Annotated in this window: 10 protein-coding genes; all 10 read left to right on the forward strand. The window is 33.4% G+C overall.

Going from position 1 to position 18,548, the window contains the following annotated elements; all coding sequences use genetic code 11:
• Positions 1-19: 19 nt before the first annotated feature.
• The 10 genes from recO to BUE22_RS19315 all read left to right on the forward strand — a co-directional run bounded on the left by recO (position 20) and on the right by BUE22_RS19315 (position 18,486).
• The gene (gene recO / locus BUE22_RS19270; protein WP_073397502.1) at positions 20-733 is read left to right on the forward strand and encodes a DNA repair protein RecO; all 714 of its coding nucleotides are present in this window, start codon (positions 20-22) and stop codon (positions 731-733) included.
• Positions 734-822: 89 nt separating this feature from the next.
• Positions 823-2,715, forward strand: coding sequence for an outer membrane protein assembly factor BamB family protein (locus tag BUE22_RS19275; protein WP_042565517.1), 1,893 nt, complete (start codon positions 823-825; stop codon positions 2,713-2,715).
• 54 nt (positions 2,716-2,769) lie between these two features.
• A complete protein-coding gene (locus tag BUE22_RS19280; protein WP_073397846.1) occupies positions 2,770-4,689 on the forward strand; it encodes a hypothetical protein in 1,920 nt (639 codons plus the stop codon).
• 201 nt (positions 4,690-4,890) lie between these two features.
• Positions 4,891-8,292: an isoleucine--tRNA ligase gene (gene ileS / locus BUE22_RS19285; RefSeq protein ID WP_073397504.1), complete on the forward strand. Its 3,402-nt coding sequence runs from the start codon at positions 4,891-4,893 to the stop codon at positions 8,290-8,292.
• Positions 8,293-8,302: 10 nt separating this feature from the next.
• Entirely contained in the window at positions 8,303-8,683 is a 381-nt protein-coding gene (locus BUE22_RS19290) for a TraR/DksA family transcriptional regulator (protein ID WP_026983623.1), read from the forward strand.
• A gap of 188 nt (positions 8,684-8,871) precedes the next feature.
• Complete coding sequence (locus BUE22_RS19295) at positions 8,872-9,468, forward strand: lipoprotein signal peptidase (protein WP_073397506.1); 597 nt, start codon at positions 8,872-8,874, stop codon at positions 9,466-9,468.
• A 178-nt stretch (positions 9,469-9,646) separates the two neighbouring features.
• Positions 9,647-12,805: a UvrD-helicase domain-containing protein gene (locus BUE22_RS19300; protein WP_073397508.1), complete on the forward strand. Its 3,159-nt coding sequence runs from the start codon at positions 9,647-9,649 to the stop codon at positions 12,803-12,805.
• 70 nt (positions 12,806-12,875) lie between these two features.
• Entirely contained in the window at positions 12,876-14,069 is a 1,194-nt protein-coding gene (gene kbl / locus BUE22_RS19305) for a glycine C-acetyltransferase (protein ID WP_073397509.1), read from the forward strand.
• A gap of 112 nt (positions 14,070-14,181) precedes the next feature.
• Complete coding sequence (locus BUE22_RS19310) at positions 14,182-15,657, forward strand: OmpA family protein (protein ID WP_073397511.1); 1,476 nt, start codon at positions 14,182-14,184, stop codon at positions 15,655-15,657.
• A 63-nt stretch (positions 15,658-15,720) separates the two neighbouring features.
• Positions 15,721-18,486, forward strand: a complete 2,766-nt coding sequence (locus tag BUE22_RS19315; protein ID WP_073397848.1) for a PD-(D/E)XK nuclease family protein — start codon at positions 15,721-15,723, stop codon at positions 18,484-18,486.
• Positions 18,487-18,548: the final 62 nt, after the last annotated feature.

An 18,548-nucleotide genomic window follows, 5' to 3' on the forward strand; every position in this document is an offset into this window, starting at 1 on the left:
CTAAAATCTAAAATCTAAATTGTTAGTCAAAACCAAAGCAATTGTTATTTCAGCATTAAAATTTCAGGAAAAAAGTTTGATCGTAAAATGTTTTACTCTTTCAAGCGGACTGAAATCTTATTTTGTGCGTGACGCTTTTTCAAATCGAAAAACCAGTCAGAAGATTGCTTATTTCCAGCCATTTTCGATTTTAGAAATTGAAGCTGTTCATAAGAACAAAGGCACGCTTGAAAATTTAAAAGAAATAAAAACGGCAGTTCCTTTTCAAACCATTCATACCGACATTGTAAAAAGCACTATTGTAATGTTTCTTTCAGAAATGCTGCATCATTCTATTCAGGAAGAAGAAAAAAACGAATCACTTTTTGAATTTTTAGAAAGCGCCTTAATCTGGTTTGACCATCACGACGAAGTTTCCAATTTTCATTTAATCCTACTTTTAGAGGCAACAAAATATTTGGGTTTTTATCCGGATGTTTCCGAAATTGATTTGCCTTTTTTTGAAATGAACGATGGCGTTTTTACACTTTTTCATGGAATAAATGCCTTAACGGAGCATGAAACAAATCTGTTTAAAAAATTAATTGACCTAAAATTTGACAACGATCAAAGGGTATTTCATGTGGTTGAAAGACAAGTCTTACTAAAAGTTCTAATTGAGTATTATAGTTTTCATTTAGAGGGATTTAAGAGGCCAAAATCACTAGATGTTTTGAGGGAAATTTTTTCTTAATTAAAGTATAATTTATATATATTCGCAAACGATTAGTGAGATCAAAAATTTGCCCATACTTAATTTATTAATTTTATAAGCTAACAACTATGAAGAAAATTACTTTTTCGATTATTTTGCTTTTCTTAGTTGCCTTTTCGGCGACTGCTCAAAGAAAATACGATGAAATAATCACAACAGAGAACAGTGTACAGGATATTGTTCAAAACGAAATAACAGGAATTGTTGTTTTTAAAGAAGGTGGAACTGTAAAAGGTTTAGATCCTGAAACAAAAAAAGTTGTCTGGACTTTAACGAAAGAAGATTTTGGAACAATTACGTCTAAAGATATATTAACTGATCCAGATTTTGGAAACATGTTCAAAGACAAAAGAGACTTAACAACCGTTTCGGGAAGTCCTTATGTTGAAGCTTATATCAATTCAAAGTATTTAATTATCAATACAGATACAGGAAAAGTTGTTTACAATTCTTCTAAAGAATCTTTCTGGGTATTTCAATCAGATTTTATTCCTGAAACTAATGAATATCTTCTTACTTTGAAAAAAGACGGAGATATGGCAATTGCTTTATTGGATATGGCTACAGGAGAACTTAAATGGACTACAACTGTTGACAAAGCAAAAGCAATGATTAGTTTTTCTTTGAAATTATCTGCTAATACCAACAAAGCAAAAATTCACGGAAATACTGTTTATTATTTACTTTACGGTAATTTATATTCTTTTGATAAAGAAACTGGAAAATTAAACTGGAAAGCAGCTGAAGAATATACAAAATTCTATGAAACTCAAAATGACAAAAATATTGTTGTAGTGAACGCTGCAGGTTTATTTTCTAACAAACAATATTTAAATGTTTTAAGTACAGATGACGGAAAAAGTATCTGGAAAGAATCTATCAAAACAAAACAAGTTGTTTATTTAGAAGATTGGGGAACAAAATTATTGGTGGCTCACAACAGTGGATTTAACTTTTTTGATTTAAAAACAGGAGAAAAAATCTGGAAAAAAGATGCACGTGGAGATGGTTTGAAAAGAGTAATTCCTATCGATCAGGATTTCTTGTATGTTGCAGAAAATGAAATGATGCTAATCAATAAAGACGGAGAAAAACTTTGGAAAAAATTCATCGAAATTTCTGATGACAAAGAAGATCCAATTTATTACTTAGGTAAAGTAGGTGAAAAAGTAATGTACTTAACTGGTACTTACGGAAACATGGTTGATTACAAAACCGGAATTAAACTTTGGAAACGTAACATCAATTTTGATAAAAGCCGTCCGGTTTTACCAACTTACGACGAAGCAACAAATTCGTATTTAGTTTACAACGACGAAAAATTATACAAATTTGATCCAAGCATCAGCGATAAACCAGAGCCGTTTGCTAAAGTAAACATCAAAAAAGAAAAAGAATTAAACAGTATCGAATTATTCCCTTGGGGAGTTGTTCTTTCCGGCCCAGTTGAAGTAATGGGAGTTAATCTGGACGGAACTGTAAAATACCACCACGTATACACACAACCAGGCGAAGGAACAAGACGTTTACTTAAAAGTGCTGCCATTGCAGGAAGTATTGGTTTAGGAATTGGTTCTGGAGTAAGTGCTATACAAGGTTCTGAATTAACAATGACATATCGTGATTCTAACGGAAACATGAGATCTACTGTTGTTAGAGAAGAGAATTCATCAAAAATGAAACAATCAAGAGATATGGCAGCTGGTTCAGCAGCTTTGGGATTGGTAGCGGCTAAATTTGACAAACGTTTCAACGCAATGAAACAAAACAGAGATTACTCTTATATTTTTGCAAAAGCAGATACAGGAGAAAAAATATTAGTTAAAGTGAATAAAGCTGACGGAGTTGAAGTTGACAAAATTATCTTCAACAACAACAAACCACTTTATGAAATAGATCCTGCGACACAAAACATTTTTTATGTTTCGGACAAGTCTATTCAAATCTTCAACAAAAAATAATAATAAACATATAAAAGCCATCAGGATTTACTTCTGATGGCTTTTTTTTTGCCTATGAAAAAAACTTTACTCTTTATTATTCTGCTTGTAATTACCTCAATTCAGGCACAAGAAAAAATAAATTCAAAAAAGAAGAAATTTTATATACCCGTAATTAAATATTCAGAATTTCCTGTTCTTGATAATGCTCTAACGCAAACCACTTTTTATCAAATGGATAAAGAGTTGATTCAAGAGGAGATTATTTTAAAGAAAAAATATTTTCACATAGATGGTTTTATAAAAGATCCTGCAAACGGAAAACTAAAAATTTTCTTGACCGTTTCGTTGCCTAAGTTCAATGCAACGAAAGTAGATAGTACATTTGATAAAAAAAGAAATAGCTGGGAATTTCAGGTTTATTCTAATTATGATGTAAGAATAAAAGTGGATGCTAAGTGTGGAGATAAAATTTTATTTACTCAGGATTTTAATAGTACGGAATCACATATAGTTGGAGGTATGTACGAAAAAGGTAAGGTGAAACTTGCTGTTGAGCTAAGTAATAAAAGAAGTGCACAAGCTGAAAAAGACGGTGATTATACAGCAGAAGAATTAGGGATAGATCATATCATTTTTAGTTCTGTCGACAGAATTCAGAATTTTCTAAATTATAAATTGGCTTATTATGTAGACGAGGCCAAAATAAAATTTGAATTTGTAACTTCTAAAGGGCATTCTGAATACAACCAGATGTTGGCATTTGAGAACGAAATAACGGCTCAGATGGAAAAAGTGACCCTGGAAAAAGGTTTAGATGAAAAGTTGCTGACACCACATTTGCAATATCTGGAAAGCTTGCTGGTTAAATATCCTCCTTCGCCTGCAAACGAAAATATACGCTTTATCGTAACCAACAATTTGGCAGAGACCTATTTTTTACTTGAAAACAAAGAAAAAGCATTACTATATGCTAATTTATTAGTCGAGAATGATAAACAGGATTCAAGAGGATCTTCGATTATTAAAAAAGTAAATAATGGTTATTTTGCCGATAAAAAAATAAGAAGCCATACCACCCGTTTTGCCGATCTTAAAAAATTAGGTGTTCAAATTGCCGAAGAAAAAGAGGAAAGAAGATTAGCTTTCTTTGAAAAAATAGCGCAACAGGATGCAGAGTGGGAAGTTGAAAAAGCAGCCAGAGAGGCAAACGTTGAGAAAGCAAGAATGCAAAGATTTAATATGCTCGATTCAATACCTTACCAGTTAAACGCTAATTTATTGGCCAAAGTGGTTGCTAATTTAGGAGGAAGCGATGCACTAAAGAAAGTCGAAAAAGCACATTTGTTTTCTAAACTTAAAATTGAAGGAAATAATGTGTCTCAAACAGAAGAAAAATGGGCAACTAACTCTAATTATCTTCTTAGAAAAAAAATGCCTGAAAGCTATTATGAGATTGTAAACGGAGCCGAAGCATGGAGCCACGACGATCGCGAAAGCGGCTTGAATGCAAAATGGACAAAATTAACAGCTTATGATTTTGGTAATTTGTCTAAAAATGTAGATTTAATCAACTTTCTTACCGATTTAAGACTTGATTTATGGAATAATTTTGAAGTTTTACCAGATGAAATGTACGAAGGAAAAATGTGTTACCATCTTAATTATTTTGAGAAAACGTTAAGCACAGGTAACAGAACAATTCCTAAAACAGATTATCACGTTTTTATTGATAAAGAAAATTTCAATATCGTTTCTACTGAAAAAACAGAATTTGATAATGGAAACAAGAGCTTTTTCGAGAAAAAACTTTTTGGAGATTATCGTCCGGTTGCAGCATTAAATTCTGGGAAAATACCATACAAAATCAATTATGAAATTGAAGATTTTAACGGAGAAACCATTTTTCAGGAACAAAGGGAGAAAATTGAAATTAATCCTGTTTTTGGAAATAGAATCTTTATGAAAGAAGTATATTTCGGCGGATTTAAATAATTGTTACCATCCTGTTACGGATATTTAGAATCGATTAGTTTTTGGTTTATTTGCTCAGCGTTTTGAGAATAATACCGGAAACTAATCGATTTTTTTGTTTTTGCACCTGTTATCTCAACAAAAGTTTGTGAAATTTCGAGAAATTGGCGGTCAATAATTCAAAATTTCTTACTTTCGCACCTCGTTTAAGAAAAGGATAAAATGAGTACAAAATTTACTGAATACAAAGGACTTGACTTGCCAACAGTGGCGTCAGAAGTTCTTGATTTTTGGAAGAAAGAAAATATATTTGAAAAAAGTGTAACAACCCGCGAAGGCGCAGAGCCTTATGTGTTTTTTGAAGGTCCACCTTCAGCAAACGGATTACCGGGAATTCACCACGTGATGGCACGTGCAATTAAGGATATTTTTTGCAGATATAAAACTCAAAAAGGTTTTCAGGTAAAAAGAAAAGCAGGTTGGGATACACACGGATTACCTGTAGAATTGGGTACCGAGAAAGAATTAGGAATTACAAAAGAAGATATTGGTAAAACAATTTCTATCGAAGAATATAACGAAGCGTGTAAAAAAACCGTAATGCGTTATACCGACGTATGGAATGATTTGACCGAAAAAATGGGATATTGGGTTGATATGGAAGATCCATATGTTACTTATAAACCAAAATACATGGAATCGGTTTGGTGGCTTTTAAAACAAATCTACGATAAAGGTTTGTTGTACAAAGGTTATACTATTCAGCCATATTCTCCAAAAGCAGGAACAGGATTGTCTTCTCACGAAGTAAACCAGCCGGGAGCTTACAGAGACGTTACAGACACTACGATTGTAGCGCAATTTAAAACTTTACAGGAAACACTTCCGAGCTTTTTACAAGGTTTTGGAGATATTCACATCTTGGCCTGGACGACAACTCCATGGACATTGCCTTCGAATACCGCTTTAACAGTTGGTCCAAAAATCGATTATGTTTTAGTAAAAACTTTCAATCAATATACTTTTGAGCCAATAAACGTTGTTCTAGCTAAAAACTTAGTTGGAAAACAATTTGCGAAAGGATTTTTTGCAAGCGAAGACGATGCTGATTTCGAAAAAGTAAAAAATGGCGACAAACAACTTCCGTATAAGATTTTAGCGGAAGCGAAAGGAATTGATTTAGTTGAAATTCGTTACGAGCAATTGTTGCCATACGTATTACCTTATCAAAATGCTGAAAATGCTTTTAGAGTAATTGCAGGTGATTTCGTAACTACAGAAGACGGAACAGGAATTGTACATACCGCTCCAACTTTTGGTGCTGATGATGCTAAAGTTGCTAAAGAAGCAACTCCTGAAGTGCCGCCAATGTTGGTTTTAGACGAAAACGGAACAGCAGTTCCTCTAGTAGATTTACAAGGAAAATTTACTTCGCATTTAGGAGAATTGGCCGGTAAATATGTGAAAAACGAATATTATGATGCAGGTCAGGCGCCAGAGCGTTCTGTTGATGTTGAAATTGCGATTCGATTAAAAGAAGAAAATAAAGCCTTTAAGGTTGAAAAATACGTACATAGTTATCCACACAGTTGGAGAACTGATGAACCGTTGTTATATTATCCACTAGATTCATGGTTTATTAAAGTAACCGATGTAAAAGATAGAATGTTCGACCTGAACGAAACTATCAACTGGAAACCTAAGTCTACTGGTGAAGGACGTTTTGGAAATTGGCTGAAAAATGCCAATGACTGGAACTTATCTCGTTCTAGATATTGGGGAATTCCGTTGCCAATTTGGAGAACTGAAGATAAAAAAGAAGAAGTTCTTATTGGTTCTGTTGAAGAATTATACAATGCGATCGAGAAATCTATCGAAGCAGGTTTTCAAACAGAAAATCCGTTTAAAGGTTTTGAAATCGGAAACATGTCTGAGTCAAACTATGATTTAATCGATTTACATAAAAATGTAGTTGATGAAATTACGTTAGTTTCGGCTTCAGGAAAACCAATGAAACGCGAAAGTGATTTAATTGATGTTTGGTTCGATTCTGGAGCAATGCCGTATGCACAATGGCATTATCCTTTTGAAAACAAAGACAAAATCGACGAGAACAAAGATTTTCCTGCAAATTTCATTGCAGAAGGTGTCGATCAGACTCGTGGATGGTTTTACACGCTGCACGCAATCGGAACTTTAGTTTTTGATAAAGTAGCTTATAAAAATGTAGTTTCGAATGGTTTGGTTCTGGATAAAAACGGACAAAAAATGTCGAAACGTTTAGGAAACGCGACAGATCCTTTTGAAACAATTGCAGAATATGGTCCTGATGCCACACGTTGGTACATGATCTCAAACGCAAATCCGTGGGATAACTTAAAATTTGATATTGAGGGAATTGCTGAGGTGCGTCGTAAATTCTTCGGAACATTATACAACACTTATTCATTCTTTTCGTTATATGCCAATATCGATGGTTTTAAATACGCAGAGGCGGAAATTCCGTTAAACGAAAGACCTGAAATCGATCAATGGATTATATCTGAATTACACACGTTAATAAAATTTGTTGACGAATGTTATGAAGATTATGAGCCAACAAAAGCAGCAAGAGCGATTTCTGACTTTGTTCAGGAAAACTTAAGTAACTGGTACGTTCGTTTATGTCGTCGTCGCTTCTGGAAAGGCGAATATGCTCACGATAAAATTGCAGCTTATCAAACGCTTTATACTTGTTTGTTAACGATCAGTAAATTAAGCGCTCCAATCGCTCCTTTTTTCATGGATAAATTGTACCGCGATTTAACAAGTTCGACACAAACTGAGCAATATAGCAGTGTTCACTTGGCTGAATTCCCAAAATTTGTCGAAAACTTTGTTAATAAAACGTTGGAAAGCAAAATGCAGAAAGCGCAAACTATCTCATCTTTGGTTCTTTCACTGCGTAAAAAGGAAATGATAAAAGTGCGTCAACCTTTGCAAAAGGTAATGATTCCGGTACTTGACGAGAATCAAAGAGCTGAAATTCTAGCTATTTCTGACTTAGTCAAGGCAGAGGTAAATGTAAAAGAAATCCTGCTTTTAGATGATGATTCAGGAATTTTAGTAAAACAGATTAAACCTAATTTTAAAGCTTTAGGACCCCGTTTTGGAAAAGATATGGGATTGATTTCTAAGGAGATACAGGCTTTTTCTGCAGATCAGATCAATGAATTGGACAAGCAGGGAACGCTAGATATTGTTATTGCTGGAAATAACGTAACTTTATCATTAGAAGATGTCGAAATAACATCTCAGGATATTGAAGGTTGGCTGGTTGCAAATTCAAACGGAATTACAGTTGCGCTTGATATTACAATCTCTGAAGAATTGAAAAATGAAGGAATCGCGAGAGAATTAGTAAACAGAATTCAGAATATCCGTAAAGATTCAGGATTTGAAGTTACTGATAAAATTAAAGTTCAAATACAAAGAAGCGGTCTTTTAGAAGAAGCAATTTTGAAAAATGAAGACTATATTAAGTCTGAGACATTAACAGACGATTTGGTTTTTGTAGACGCTTTAGAAAACGGCACAGAAATTGAGTTTGATGATATTAAAACAGTGATATTAATTTCAAAATAATAGAAATACCATGATAGATGAAATTACAAGATACTCTGACGCTGATTTAGCAGAGTTCAAAGAAATAATTCAAAATAAAATACAAAAAGCACAAGCCGATCTGGATTTAATAAAAAGTGCTTACATGAATGATTTGAATAACGGAACAGATGATACTTCACCAACTTTTAAAGCATTTGAAGAAGGAAGTGAAACAATGTCCAAAGAAGCGAACTCGCAGTTGGCTATCAGACAGGAAAAATTCATCCGTGACCTTAAAAATGCTTTATTCCGTGTAGAAAATAAAACATACGGTATTTGTAAAGTAACAGGTAAACTGATCAGCAAAGAAAGGCTGAAAATCGTACCTCATGCAACAATGAGTATCGAAGCAAAAAATCTACAACGATAATATATAAGAACGCTCCTTTTAGGGGCGTTTTTTGTTATTATATAAAGTAAAATTGCTTTTGGGAGAAGTCTGCCTTGAAAAAAGAGATCAGACTTTGTTTAATTCGTTTTAATATGAAAGAATTAACGTTTCGTAATGAGGGTTTTTTTTGATTAAATTGTTACTTTTGCGCATCAAAAAATCATAAAATGTCATTACGAAAAGCGTATTTCCTCATATTTTTAGTTTTACTTGTTGATCAGATCTCGAAAATCTATGTAAAAACCAATTTTATTTTAGGCGAAGAAGTTGAAGTTTTTAATTGGTTTAGAATCCATTTCATTGAAAACGAAGGAATGGCATGGGGAACAAAAATTCCTGGCGAATACGGAAAACTAATTTTAACTGTTTTCAGAATTTTTGCAGTTTTTGGAATCGGGTATTGGCTGGCAGATTCTATTAAAAAACGTCACTCAACTTATTTGATCGTTTCCATCGCATTGATTTTTGCCGGAGCTGCCGGAAACATTTTAGATTCTGTTTTTTACGGAGTTATTTTTGATGACAGCACAAATAATTTAGCAACACTTTTTTCACCAGAACCATATGGAACATGGTTTCATGGTTTAGTAGTCGACATGTTTTATTTTCCTATCTGGGAAGGAAATCTTCCAGCCTGGCTGCCATTTTTTGGAGGTAAACACTTTATGTTTTTTAATGCTATTTTTAATGTTGCCGATATGGCGATTTCTACAGGAGTAGGTATTTTGCTTGTTTTCAATAAAAGAGCATTTCCAAAAAATTAAATTTCAAAAAAATCAAATTCCAAATTCCAAAATTTGAAGTATTAATTACATACAGATATTGGGATTTGGAATTTTTATTATTGGATTTTGTGTTTACTACATAGTTGTTGGAATTTGATTTTTTTGGGATTTGTTTTTAATATTAATATCCTATTTTTACAATATTAAAACCAAACTTATGCAAAGTCCGTCTTTCTCTATATATGATGCATCTGCCGGTTCGGGAAAGACCTATACTTTGGTTAGAGAATATCTGAAAATTATCCTTTCATCCCCAAAAAATGACGCTTATCGTAATATTCTGGCAATAACTTTTACGAATAAGGCGGTTCACGAAATGAAAAGCCGTATTGTTGGCAGTTTGTCTGAATTTACAAAAGATACACCTTCGGCGAAAGCCATGGATTTAATGGAAGATTTGTCTCGTGAAACAGGACTTTCTATAATTAAAATCAAAACAAAATCTCAAAATATTATAAAGCACTTAATTCATAATTATGCTGCTTTTGATATTTCTACCATAGATAAATTTACGCACAAAGTAATTCGTGCTTTTGCGCATGATCTTAATTTGCCAATGACATTTGAGGTCACTTTGGATACCGAAAATTTATTGGTTGAAGCTGTAGATGCAATTATTGCTCAAGCCGGCCAGGATGAAACACTGACAAAATTATTGATCGATTTTACGATGGAAAAAACCGATGATGATAAAAGTTGGGATGTTTCGCGTGAAATTCTTGAAACAGGAAGATTAGTTCTCAATGAAAATAATCGAAATGAAATTTCGCATTTTCATGATACTTCAATTGAAGAATTTGTTGCCATCAAAAAGAAAATGTCGATTTTATGTGGCGATTTAGAAAAAGAAAATGCTGATTATGCTTTAGAACTTCTTTTGTTAATTGAAAAAAACGGAATTGATTTGAAATCATTTTCGAGAGGAACTTTTCCAAATCATTTAGAAAGTATTCGCGATGGAAAATTCAATCCGAGAAATAAAACATTTCATGAGTTTGATGATATTGCCATTAATAAAACAGCTAAAGACAGAACATTAATTGAAAATATAATTCCTGAGTTGCTTCAATCTCTGGATAAGGTTTATAAAAACTTTGAAAAAAGAGATTTTTATAAAGCATTCTTAAAAAATATTACGCCACTTTCATTGCTAAATACCGTTAGTAATGAACTGGCCAAAATACAATCAGAACAAAATATTTTATCAATTTCAGAATTCAATGCCATAATTCATCGCGAAATCCAAAATCAGCCAGCGCCTTTTATTTATGAGCGTTTGGGGGAGCGTTATCGTCATTTTTTTATAGATGAATTTCAGGATACTTCAGAGATGCAATGGCAAAATTTAATTCCGTTAATTGACAATGCACTTTCTGGCCAGGATGATTTAGGAAATAAGGGAACGCTAATGATTGTTGGAGACCCTAAACAATCCATTTATCGCTGGCGCGGAGGAAAAGCAGAGCAGTTTATTGAATTAAGTAAAGATGTAAATCCCTTCAATAACCCGGATAAGTTAATCAAGCATTTAGATACAAATTACCGAAGTTATAGTGAAGTAATTGATTTTAATAATGCTTTTTTTAAATTGATTTCGACTGAATTTTCTAATGAAGATTATAAGGATTTGTACGAGAATCATAGTTTTCAGAATTCAAATTCTAAAAAAGGCGGTTATGTGAATATTTCTTTCCTTCCAATAATTGAAAAAAGTGATTTTGCAGATGAGGAAGATGTTGTTGAAAAATCAGATCTGTATGTTCTGGCAACTTTAAACACAATTCAGAATGTTCTTCGTGAAGGTTTTGAATATCGGGATATTGTGATTTTGACCCGAAAAAGAGATCAGGGAATTGCGATTGCAAATTATTTAACAGAACAAAATATTCCGCTTTTGTCATCAGAAACGTTGATGATTCAAAATGCGACAGAAGTTCGTTTGATTGTTCATCTGCTAAAATATCTTAACAATAGTATCGATCTGGAGGCAAAAGCTAACTTCCTGCATTTTTTAGGAAATACAAAAGAAATTGAAATGCCAATTCATGATTTTATCGCACAGGGAATGGCTCAAAGATTTGAAAATGATTTCGAAAAATGGCTTTTGTCATTTGATGTTTCGCTTTCATTTGAAGATATTCGAAAAAAATCACTGTACGAAGCTGTAGAGATTATCATTTCTAAATTTGTTCTTCCTTCAGAAGGAAATGCTTATGTGCAATATTTTCTGGATATTGTTTTGGAACGTGATATTCGAAACCAAGCCGGAATTGCTGATTTTCTGAGTTATTGGGATAAAAATGCGCATAAATTCAGTATCCCATCTCCGGAAGGAAATAACGCTGTTCGAATTATGACTATCCATAAATCAAAAGGTTTGGAGTTTCCTGTCGTAATTATGCCCTTTGCAGAAGAAGATTATAGTAGAAAACCCAAAGATAAATTATGGCTTGATGCCGAAGATGCTGATTTAGGCGTTCCAAAAGCTTTGATCGACAATAGCAGTGCGGTTGAAGGTTTTGGCGAAAGTGCTTCGGCAGTTTTTAATCTAAAAAAACAAGAAGAATTACTGGATAATATTAATGTCTTGTATGTAGCATTAACTCGTGCCGAGGAGCAACTATATGTAATATCCCAATCCTTAAACGAGAAAAAAGATGGAGAATTTCCAAATAATATGGCTTCTTTCTTTATTAAATATTTGATGCATAAAGGAATTTATGACTCAGAAAAATTAGAATACAAATTTGGAGATAGAAAAAGACTTTCTATTTCAGGTGAAGTATTGAATTTGGTTAAAACTATTCCTGTTGTTTCAGAAGTTTTAAATCCGAAAAATATAAAAATTGCGCAAAGAGAATCGTTAATGTGGGGAACGCATCAGCAGGAAGCTATATCTTATGGAAATATAGTTCATGAGATTTTAGCTTTTATAAAAGATAAATCAGATGTTGATTTGGCAGTGACAAAAGCATTAGAGAATGGTTTGATAAATTTTGATCAGGCCGAAAAGGTTTTGCAGACACTTCTGGAAATAGTAAATCACCCTGAATTGAATATTTGTTTTGATGGAAAAAATAACATTCTGAACGAACAGACAATCGTACAAAAAGAAGGGAAGATTTTAAAGCCGGACCGAATCGTTTTAACCCAAAACAAAGAAGCATATTTGTTGGATTATAAAACCGGAGCAATAAATTCAAAATACACACAGCAAATTCAAGAATATCAGGATGCAATTGAGGATTTAGGATACAAAGTGTTAAAAAGGGCATTAGTGTACATCGGAACCGAAATCGATGTGGTAAATTTGTGATAAAATTAATCAGGTGTTAAGAGGTTAATGAGGTTAACTTGTTAATTTTTAACATATTAAATATATTAAAATGTACGGTAAAATTAAAGAGTATCTGCAAAGTGAGCTGCAGACAATTGAAGAAAACGGGATTTTCAAAAAAGAAAGAATTATAACATCTGCACAAGATGCAGAAATTACAATTTCGACAGGAGAAAAAGTTTTGAATTTTTGTGCCAATAATTATTTAGGACTTTCTTCGCATCCGGATGTTGTTCAGGCTGCAAAAGACGCGATGGATACACATGGTTTCGGAATGTCGTCTGTACGTTTTATATGCGGTACACAGGATATTCATAAAACATTGGAAAAAAAGATTGCAGAATTTTATGGTACCGAAGATACGATTCTTTATGCAGCAGCATTTGATGCTAACGGTGGGGTTTTTGAACCTTTATTGGGAGAAAATGACGCCATTATTTCAGATAGTTTAAATCATGCTTCTATTATAGATGGTGTACGCTTGTGTAAAGCAGCCCGATATCGTTATGAAAATAGCAATATGGAAGATTTGGAACAACAATTAATTAAAGCCAATGAAGCTGGTGCCCGTTTTAAATTAATTGTTACCGACGGTGTTTTCTCAATGGATGGTCTTGTGGCGCCTTTGGATAAAATTTGCGATTTGGCAGATAAATATGATGCAATGGTAATGGTTGACGAATGCCACGCTGCCGGATTTATCGGAGCAACAGGAAAAGGAACTCTTGAAGCAAAAGGTGTAATGGGCAGAGTCGATATTATCACAGGAACTCTGGGTAAAGCATTAGGTGGTGCGATGGGAGGATACACTACTGCGAAAAAAGAAATTATCGAATTGCTACGTCAGCGCTCACGTCCTTATTTGTTTTCAAATTCACTTGCTCCGGCAATTGTTGGAGCTTCCATTAAAGTTTTTGAGTTACTAGAGAAAGATACTTCCTTAAGAGATAAATTAGAATGGAATACCAATTATTTCAAAGAAGGTATGAAGAAAGCCGGTTTTGATATTATAGATGGTGATTCTGCCATAGTACCTGTTATGTTATATGATGCAAAGTTGTCACAGACAATGGCTAATGAGCTTTTGAAGGAAGGAATTTATGTAATTGGGTTTTTCTTTCCGGTTGTTCCTAAAGATAAAGCGAGAATTAGAGTTCAATTATCGGCCGCTCATACTAAAGAACATTTGGATAAAGCAATAAATGCTTTTATATCAGTAGGAAAAATGTTAAAAGTTATATAATTCCCATTTTAAATAATTTTTGTAGGTTTTTTTTAACATTTCATTTTGTATTTAAAAAATTTGGTGTTACTTTTGTCTGTAATTAACTAAATTGTAATTAAAAAAATTAAGTATGAAACATCTTAACAAACTTTTAGTTGCTGTGATGATGGTGATGGGGCTAGCTTCTCACGCGCAAGACAGTAACAATCCATGGGCTATCTCTTTTGGAGTTAATGCCGTAGACACTAGAACCAGTGCTGGTGGTGGAAGTGGATTCTTTGATCAACATTTTTCGCAGCCATTTGCTGTAAAAGACAACTGGAATATCCTTCCTTCTTTATCTTACATTGGTGTGTCTAGATACGTAGGAAGTGGTTTCTCTGTAGGTTTACAAGGATCAGTAAACAAAATTGATAAAGCAGTTTACTTTAGACCAACTGCTCCTGGGCATGATGGAAGAGGTAATGTTGTTACTAATCCTGGTGATTTAATGTATTATGGAATTGATGCTACTATCAAATATAGCTTCCAGGAATTAATCAAATCTAAAGTAATCGATCCTTCGTTATCTATTGGTGGAGGTTATACTTTCTTAGGAGATGATAGTTTTGGAACTGTAAATCCAGGTGCTGGAATTACTTTTTGGTTTACTGACGCTATTGGTTTAGAGCTTGCTACTAAATATAAATGGGCAGTTTCTCCAAGTGATCCTCCAGGAAGAAATGACTATAATGGAGAAATTGACACTCCATCTCATTTCCAACACACTGCAGGTCTTATCTTCAAATTCGGAGGTAAAGATACTGACGGAGACGGAATCTACGATAAAGATGATGCTTGTCCAGATGTTGCAGGTTTAAAACAATTCAACGGATGTCCTGATACTGATGGAGACGGAATCGTTGACGCTAGTGATGCTTGTCCAGATGTATTTGGTTTAGCTGCATTAAACGGATGTCCTGATACTGACGGAGACGGAATTGCTGATAAAGATGATGCTTGTCCAGATGTTGCTGGTTTAGCTGCTTTAAAAGGTTGTCCAGATGCTGACGGTGATGGTATCGCTGACAAAGATGACAAATGTCCTACAGTTGCTGGTCCTAAAGAAAATGGTGGTTGTCCTTTCTTAGACGCTGATAAAGATGGTGTTTTAGACAAAGATGATGATTGTCCTACAGTTTACGGTCCTGCTTCTAACAGAGGTTGTCCAGAAGTTACTTCTGAAGCTTTAGAAGATCTTAAAGTTCAAGCTAGAGCAATCTACTTCAACTCAGGTAAAGCTACTTTCAAAACAGGAGACAAAGAAACTCCAGCTAGATTAGATGCTATCAAAGAAATCCTTAAAAACTATCCAAACGCGAAATTCTCTATTGAAGGTCACACAGATAGCGATGGTTCTGATAAATTGAACCAAAAACTTTCTGAAGAGAGAGCTGCTGCTGTTATGAACGCTTTGATCGAAAGAGGAGTAAATGTTGATAACTTAGTATCTAAAGGTTTCGGTGAGTCTCAACCAGTTGCAAGTAACAAAACTGCTGCAGGTAAAGCACAAAACAGAAGAACTGAAATTAGACACATTGGTTCTAAATACCAAGGTAAACTATAATTTACTTTGTAAATAATGCAGAAAAGCCATTCTTAATTGAATGGCTTTTTTTATTTTTATCAAATGATAAATTCTTCTTTTCTCGAAAAAATAGCTAATGTTATAATTCAGAATTATTCGGCTAAATTGGCGGAAACTACTGTTATTCTCCCAAATAAAAGAGCAAAAGTTTTTTTAATAGAAGCTCTCAAAAAAGAAACTAAACACACCATTCTTTCTCCTGAAATTATTAGTATTGAAGAATTTGTTCAGGATGTGGCATCAATCAGATCTGTTGACTCTATTGAGCTTTTGTTTGAGTTTTATGAAGTTTATCTTTCGGTAACAGAAAAACAAAATCAACAGTCGTTTGAATTGTTTGCTAATTGGGCAAAAACTCTTTTGCAGGATTTTAATGAAATCGATCGCTATTTATTAGAGCCCTCTCATGTTCTGTCTTATTTGAAAGACATTGAAGACATTAAAAAATGGGGAATCGAAGTGGAAAACAAAACAAAACTTCTTGAAAATTATATTGATTTCTGGAAACTTCTTCCACTTTATTATAATTCACTTTATGATCATTTATTAAATAAAGCAATTGGTTATCAAGGTTTAATTTACCGAGAAGCGGTTAATAACCTAAATCATTTTTCGAATACTATTTCAAATCGTATTTTTGTATTTGCAGGTTTTAATGCTTTAAATGCAGCTGAAGAAAAAATTGTGCAGCACCTTTTGGCTCTTGATCAGGCTAAAATTTATTGGGATGCGGATCAAACTTTTTTAAATGATCCATACCATGATGCGGGTTTATTTGTAAGACGTTTTAAAGAGAACTGGAAGCATTATAAATCAAATCTTTTTGAGTGGATTGTAGATGATTTTTCTCAATCTAAAAACATTCAGGTAATTGGAACTCCCAAGACTATTGGGCAGGCTAAATTGGCGGGTAATATTATAGATACTATAATAAAGGAGATGCCGGAAACATCTCTGGATAAAGTTGCAATTGTTTTAGGTGAAGAAAATTTATTAATGCCGGTTTTGTATGCTTTGCCATCTTCGGTTGGAGCATTAAATATAACAATGGGTTATTCGGGTAAAAATAATCCATCACAAATATTAATTGCAAAATTGTTTAAGATGCATACTAATGCGCTTTCCAGAAAAGGGGAGAGCTATGTGTTTTATTATAAGGATGTGCTTGATGTTTTAACACATCCATTAGTTGAGCCTTATGCGAATGCAAACAATTTAGTAAAGATTATTAAAGAAAATAATTATACTTTTATTACCCATAACAGACTTATTGAGCTTGGATCTAATTCTACAACTTTATTTCAGCTATTGTTTCAAAAATGGGAAAGTGGTGCAGTTGCAGTTCTGGAGAATATTTCGGCACTTTTGCTTTTGATAAAAGAAAATTTTAGCAACGATAATGAAGAAGAAAAAATTGCTAAAGCTTTTGTTTATGCAATCTTTAAGGTAATTAACAAATTGATTAATTATTATTCTAAACATCAGCATATTGATAATATTGACACTTTGTATGCGATTTACAAACAAGTTATAGACGTTGCCGAAGTTTCTTTTGAAGGCGAACCGCTTCGAGGACTGCAGATTATGGGGGTTCTGGAAAGTCGTGTTTTAGATTTCGATACAGTTATCGTAACTTCTATGAACGAAGGGAAATTTCCTGCCGGGAAATCCCAGAATTCATTTATTCCTTATGATGTCAAGAAAGAGTTAGGTCTGCCAACATTTAAAGAAAAAGACGCTATTTATACCTATCATTTTTACCATTTATTGCAAAGAGCCAAAAATATTTATCTTATATATAATACCGAAAATGATGGTTTGGATGCCGGTGAGCGCAGTCGTTTTATCACGCAACTAGAGGTTGAAAAACAATCGAAGCACAATCTTACTTTTGATATTTATAATCCGGCTTTGCCTACAACGGCATATCAACCGATGGTGGTTCCGAAGTCTGAGGCAGTGATGGAGCGTTTAAAAGAAATTGCTTTGACGGGTTTTTCTCCTTCGGCTTTAACAAGTTATATTCGAAATCCGATTGATTTTTACTTTCAAAAAATTCTGCGGATTCGGGAAGTCGAAGAAGTTGAAGAAAATATTGCGCTAAATACCCTTGGAACTATAATTCACGAGACTTTAAAAACATTGTATGAGCCATTTATTGGTAAATTTATTTCAGAGACAGATATTTCAAATTGCTTTAAATTATTGGATAATGAAGTTTTAAAGCAGTTCAAATTAGTTTATAAAGAAGGTGAAATTAAAAAAGGTCGTAATCTTCTGGCTTTTGAAGTTGCAAAACGAAATGTTTCAAATTTTCTGAGAATGGAATTAGAATCAATTCAAAATGGAGATGCAGTTCAGATTATTGCTTTAGAACAAACTTTTGGTCGTGAATTCAATCATCCGAGTTTGCCTTTCCCGGTTTTAATTAAAGGAAATGTCGATAGAATTGAATTGCGTAACGGAAAAATACGGATTATTGATTATAAGACCGGAAAAGTAGAAAAAACAAACGTTATACTGAAATCATGGAATGGATTGACACAGGAGCTTAAAAACGACAAAATTATTCAGGTTTTGGCTTATGCGTTTATGTTTGAAAATGAAATGAAAGATATTCCGATTGAAGTTGGAATTATTTCGTTTAAAAATCTAAGATCGGGTTTTCTTCCTTTTGGTTTTAAGGAAGATAAGGAACTTACTATTACAATAACTCCGGAAATTCTCAATAATTATTTAGAAGAAATAGCTTTGCTTTTAAACGAGATTTTTGATATTGATATTCCTTTCGAAGAAAAAATTCTTTAAACAGTTCAAAGTGAGACGGTTTTTGCCAATGCGGAAAATGGAAGTATAAACAATATTTAAAA

The organism is Flavobacterium pectinovorum (assembly GCF_900142715.1).
In the GTDB taxonomy this organism is placed as follows: Bacteria; Bacteroidota; Bacteroidia; order Flavobacteriales; family Flavobacteriaceae; genus Flavobacterium; species Flavobacterium pectinovorum.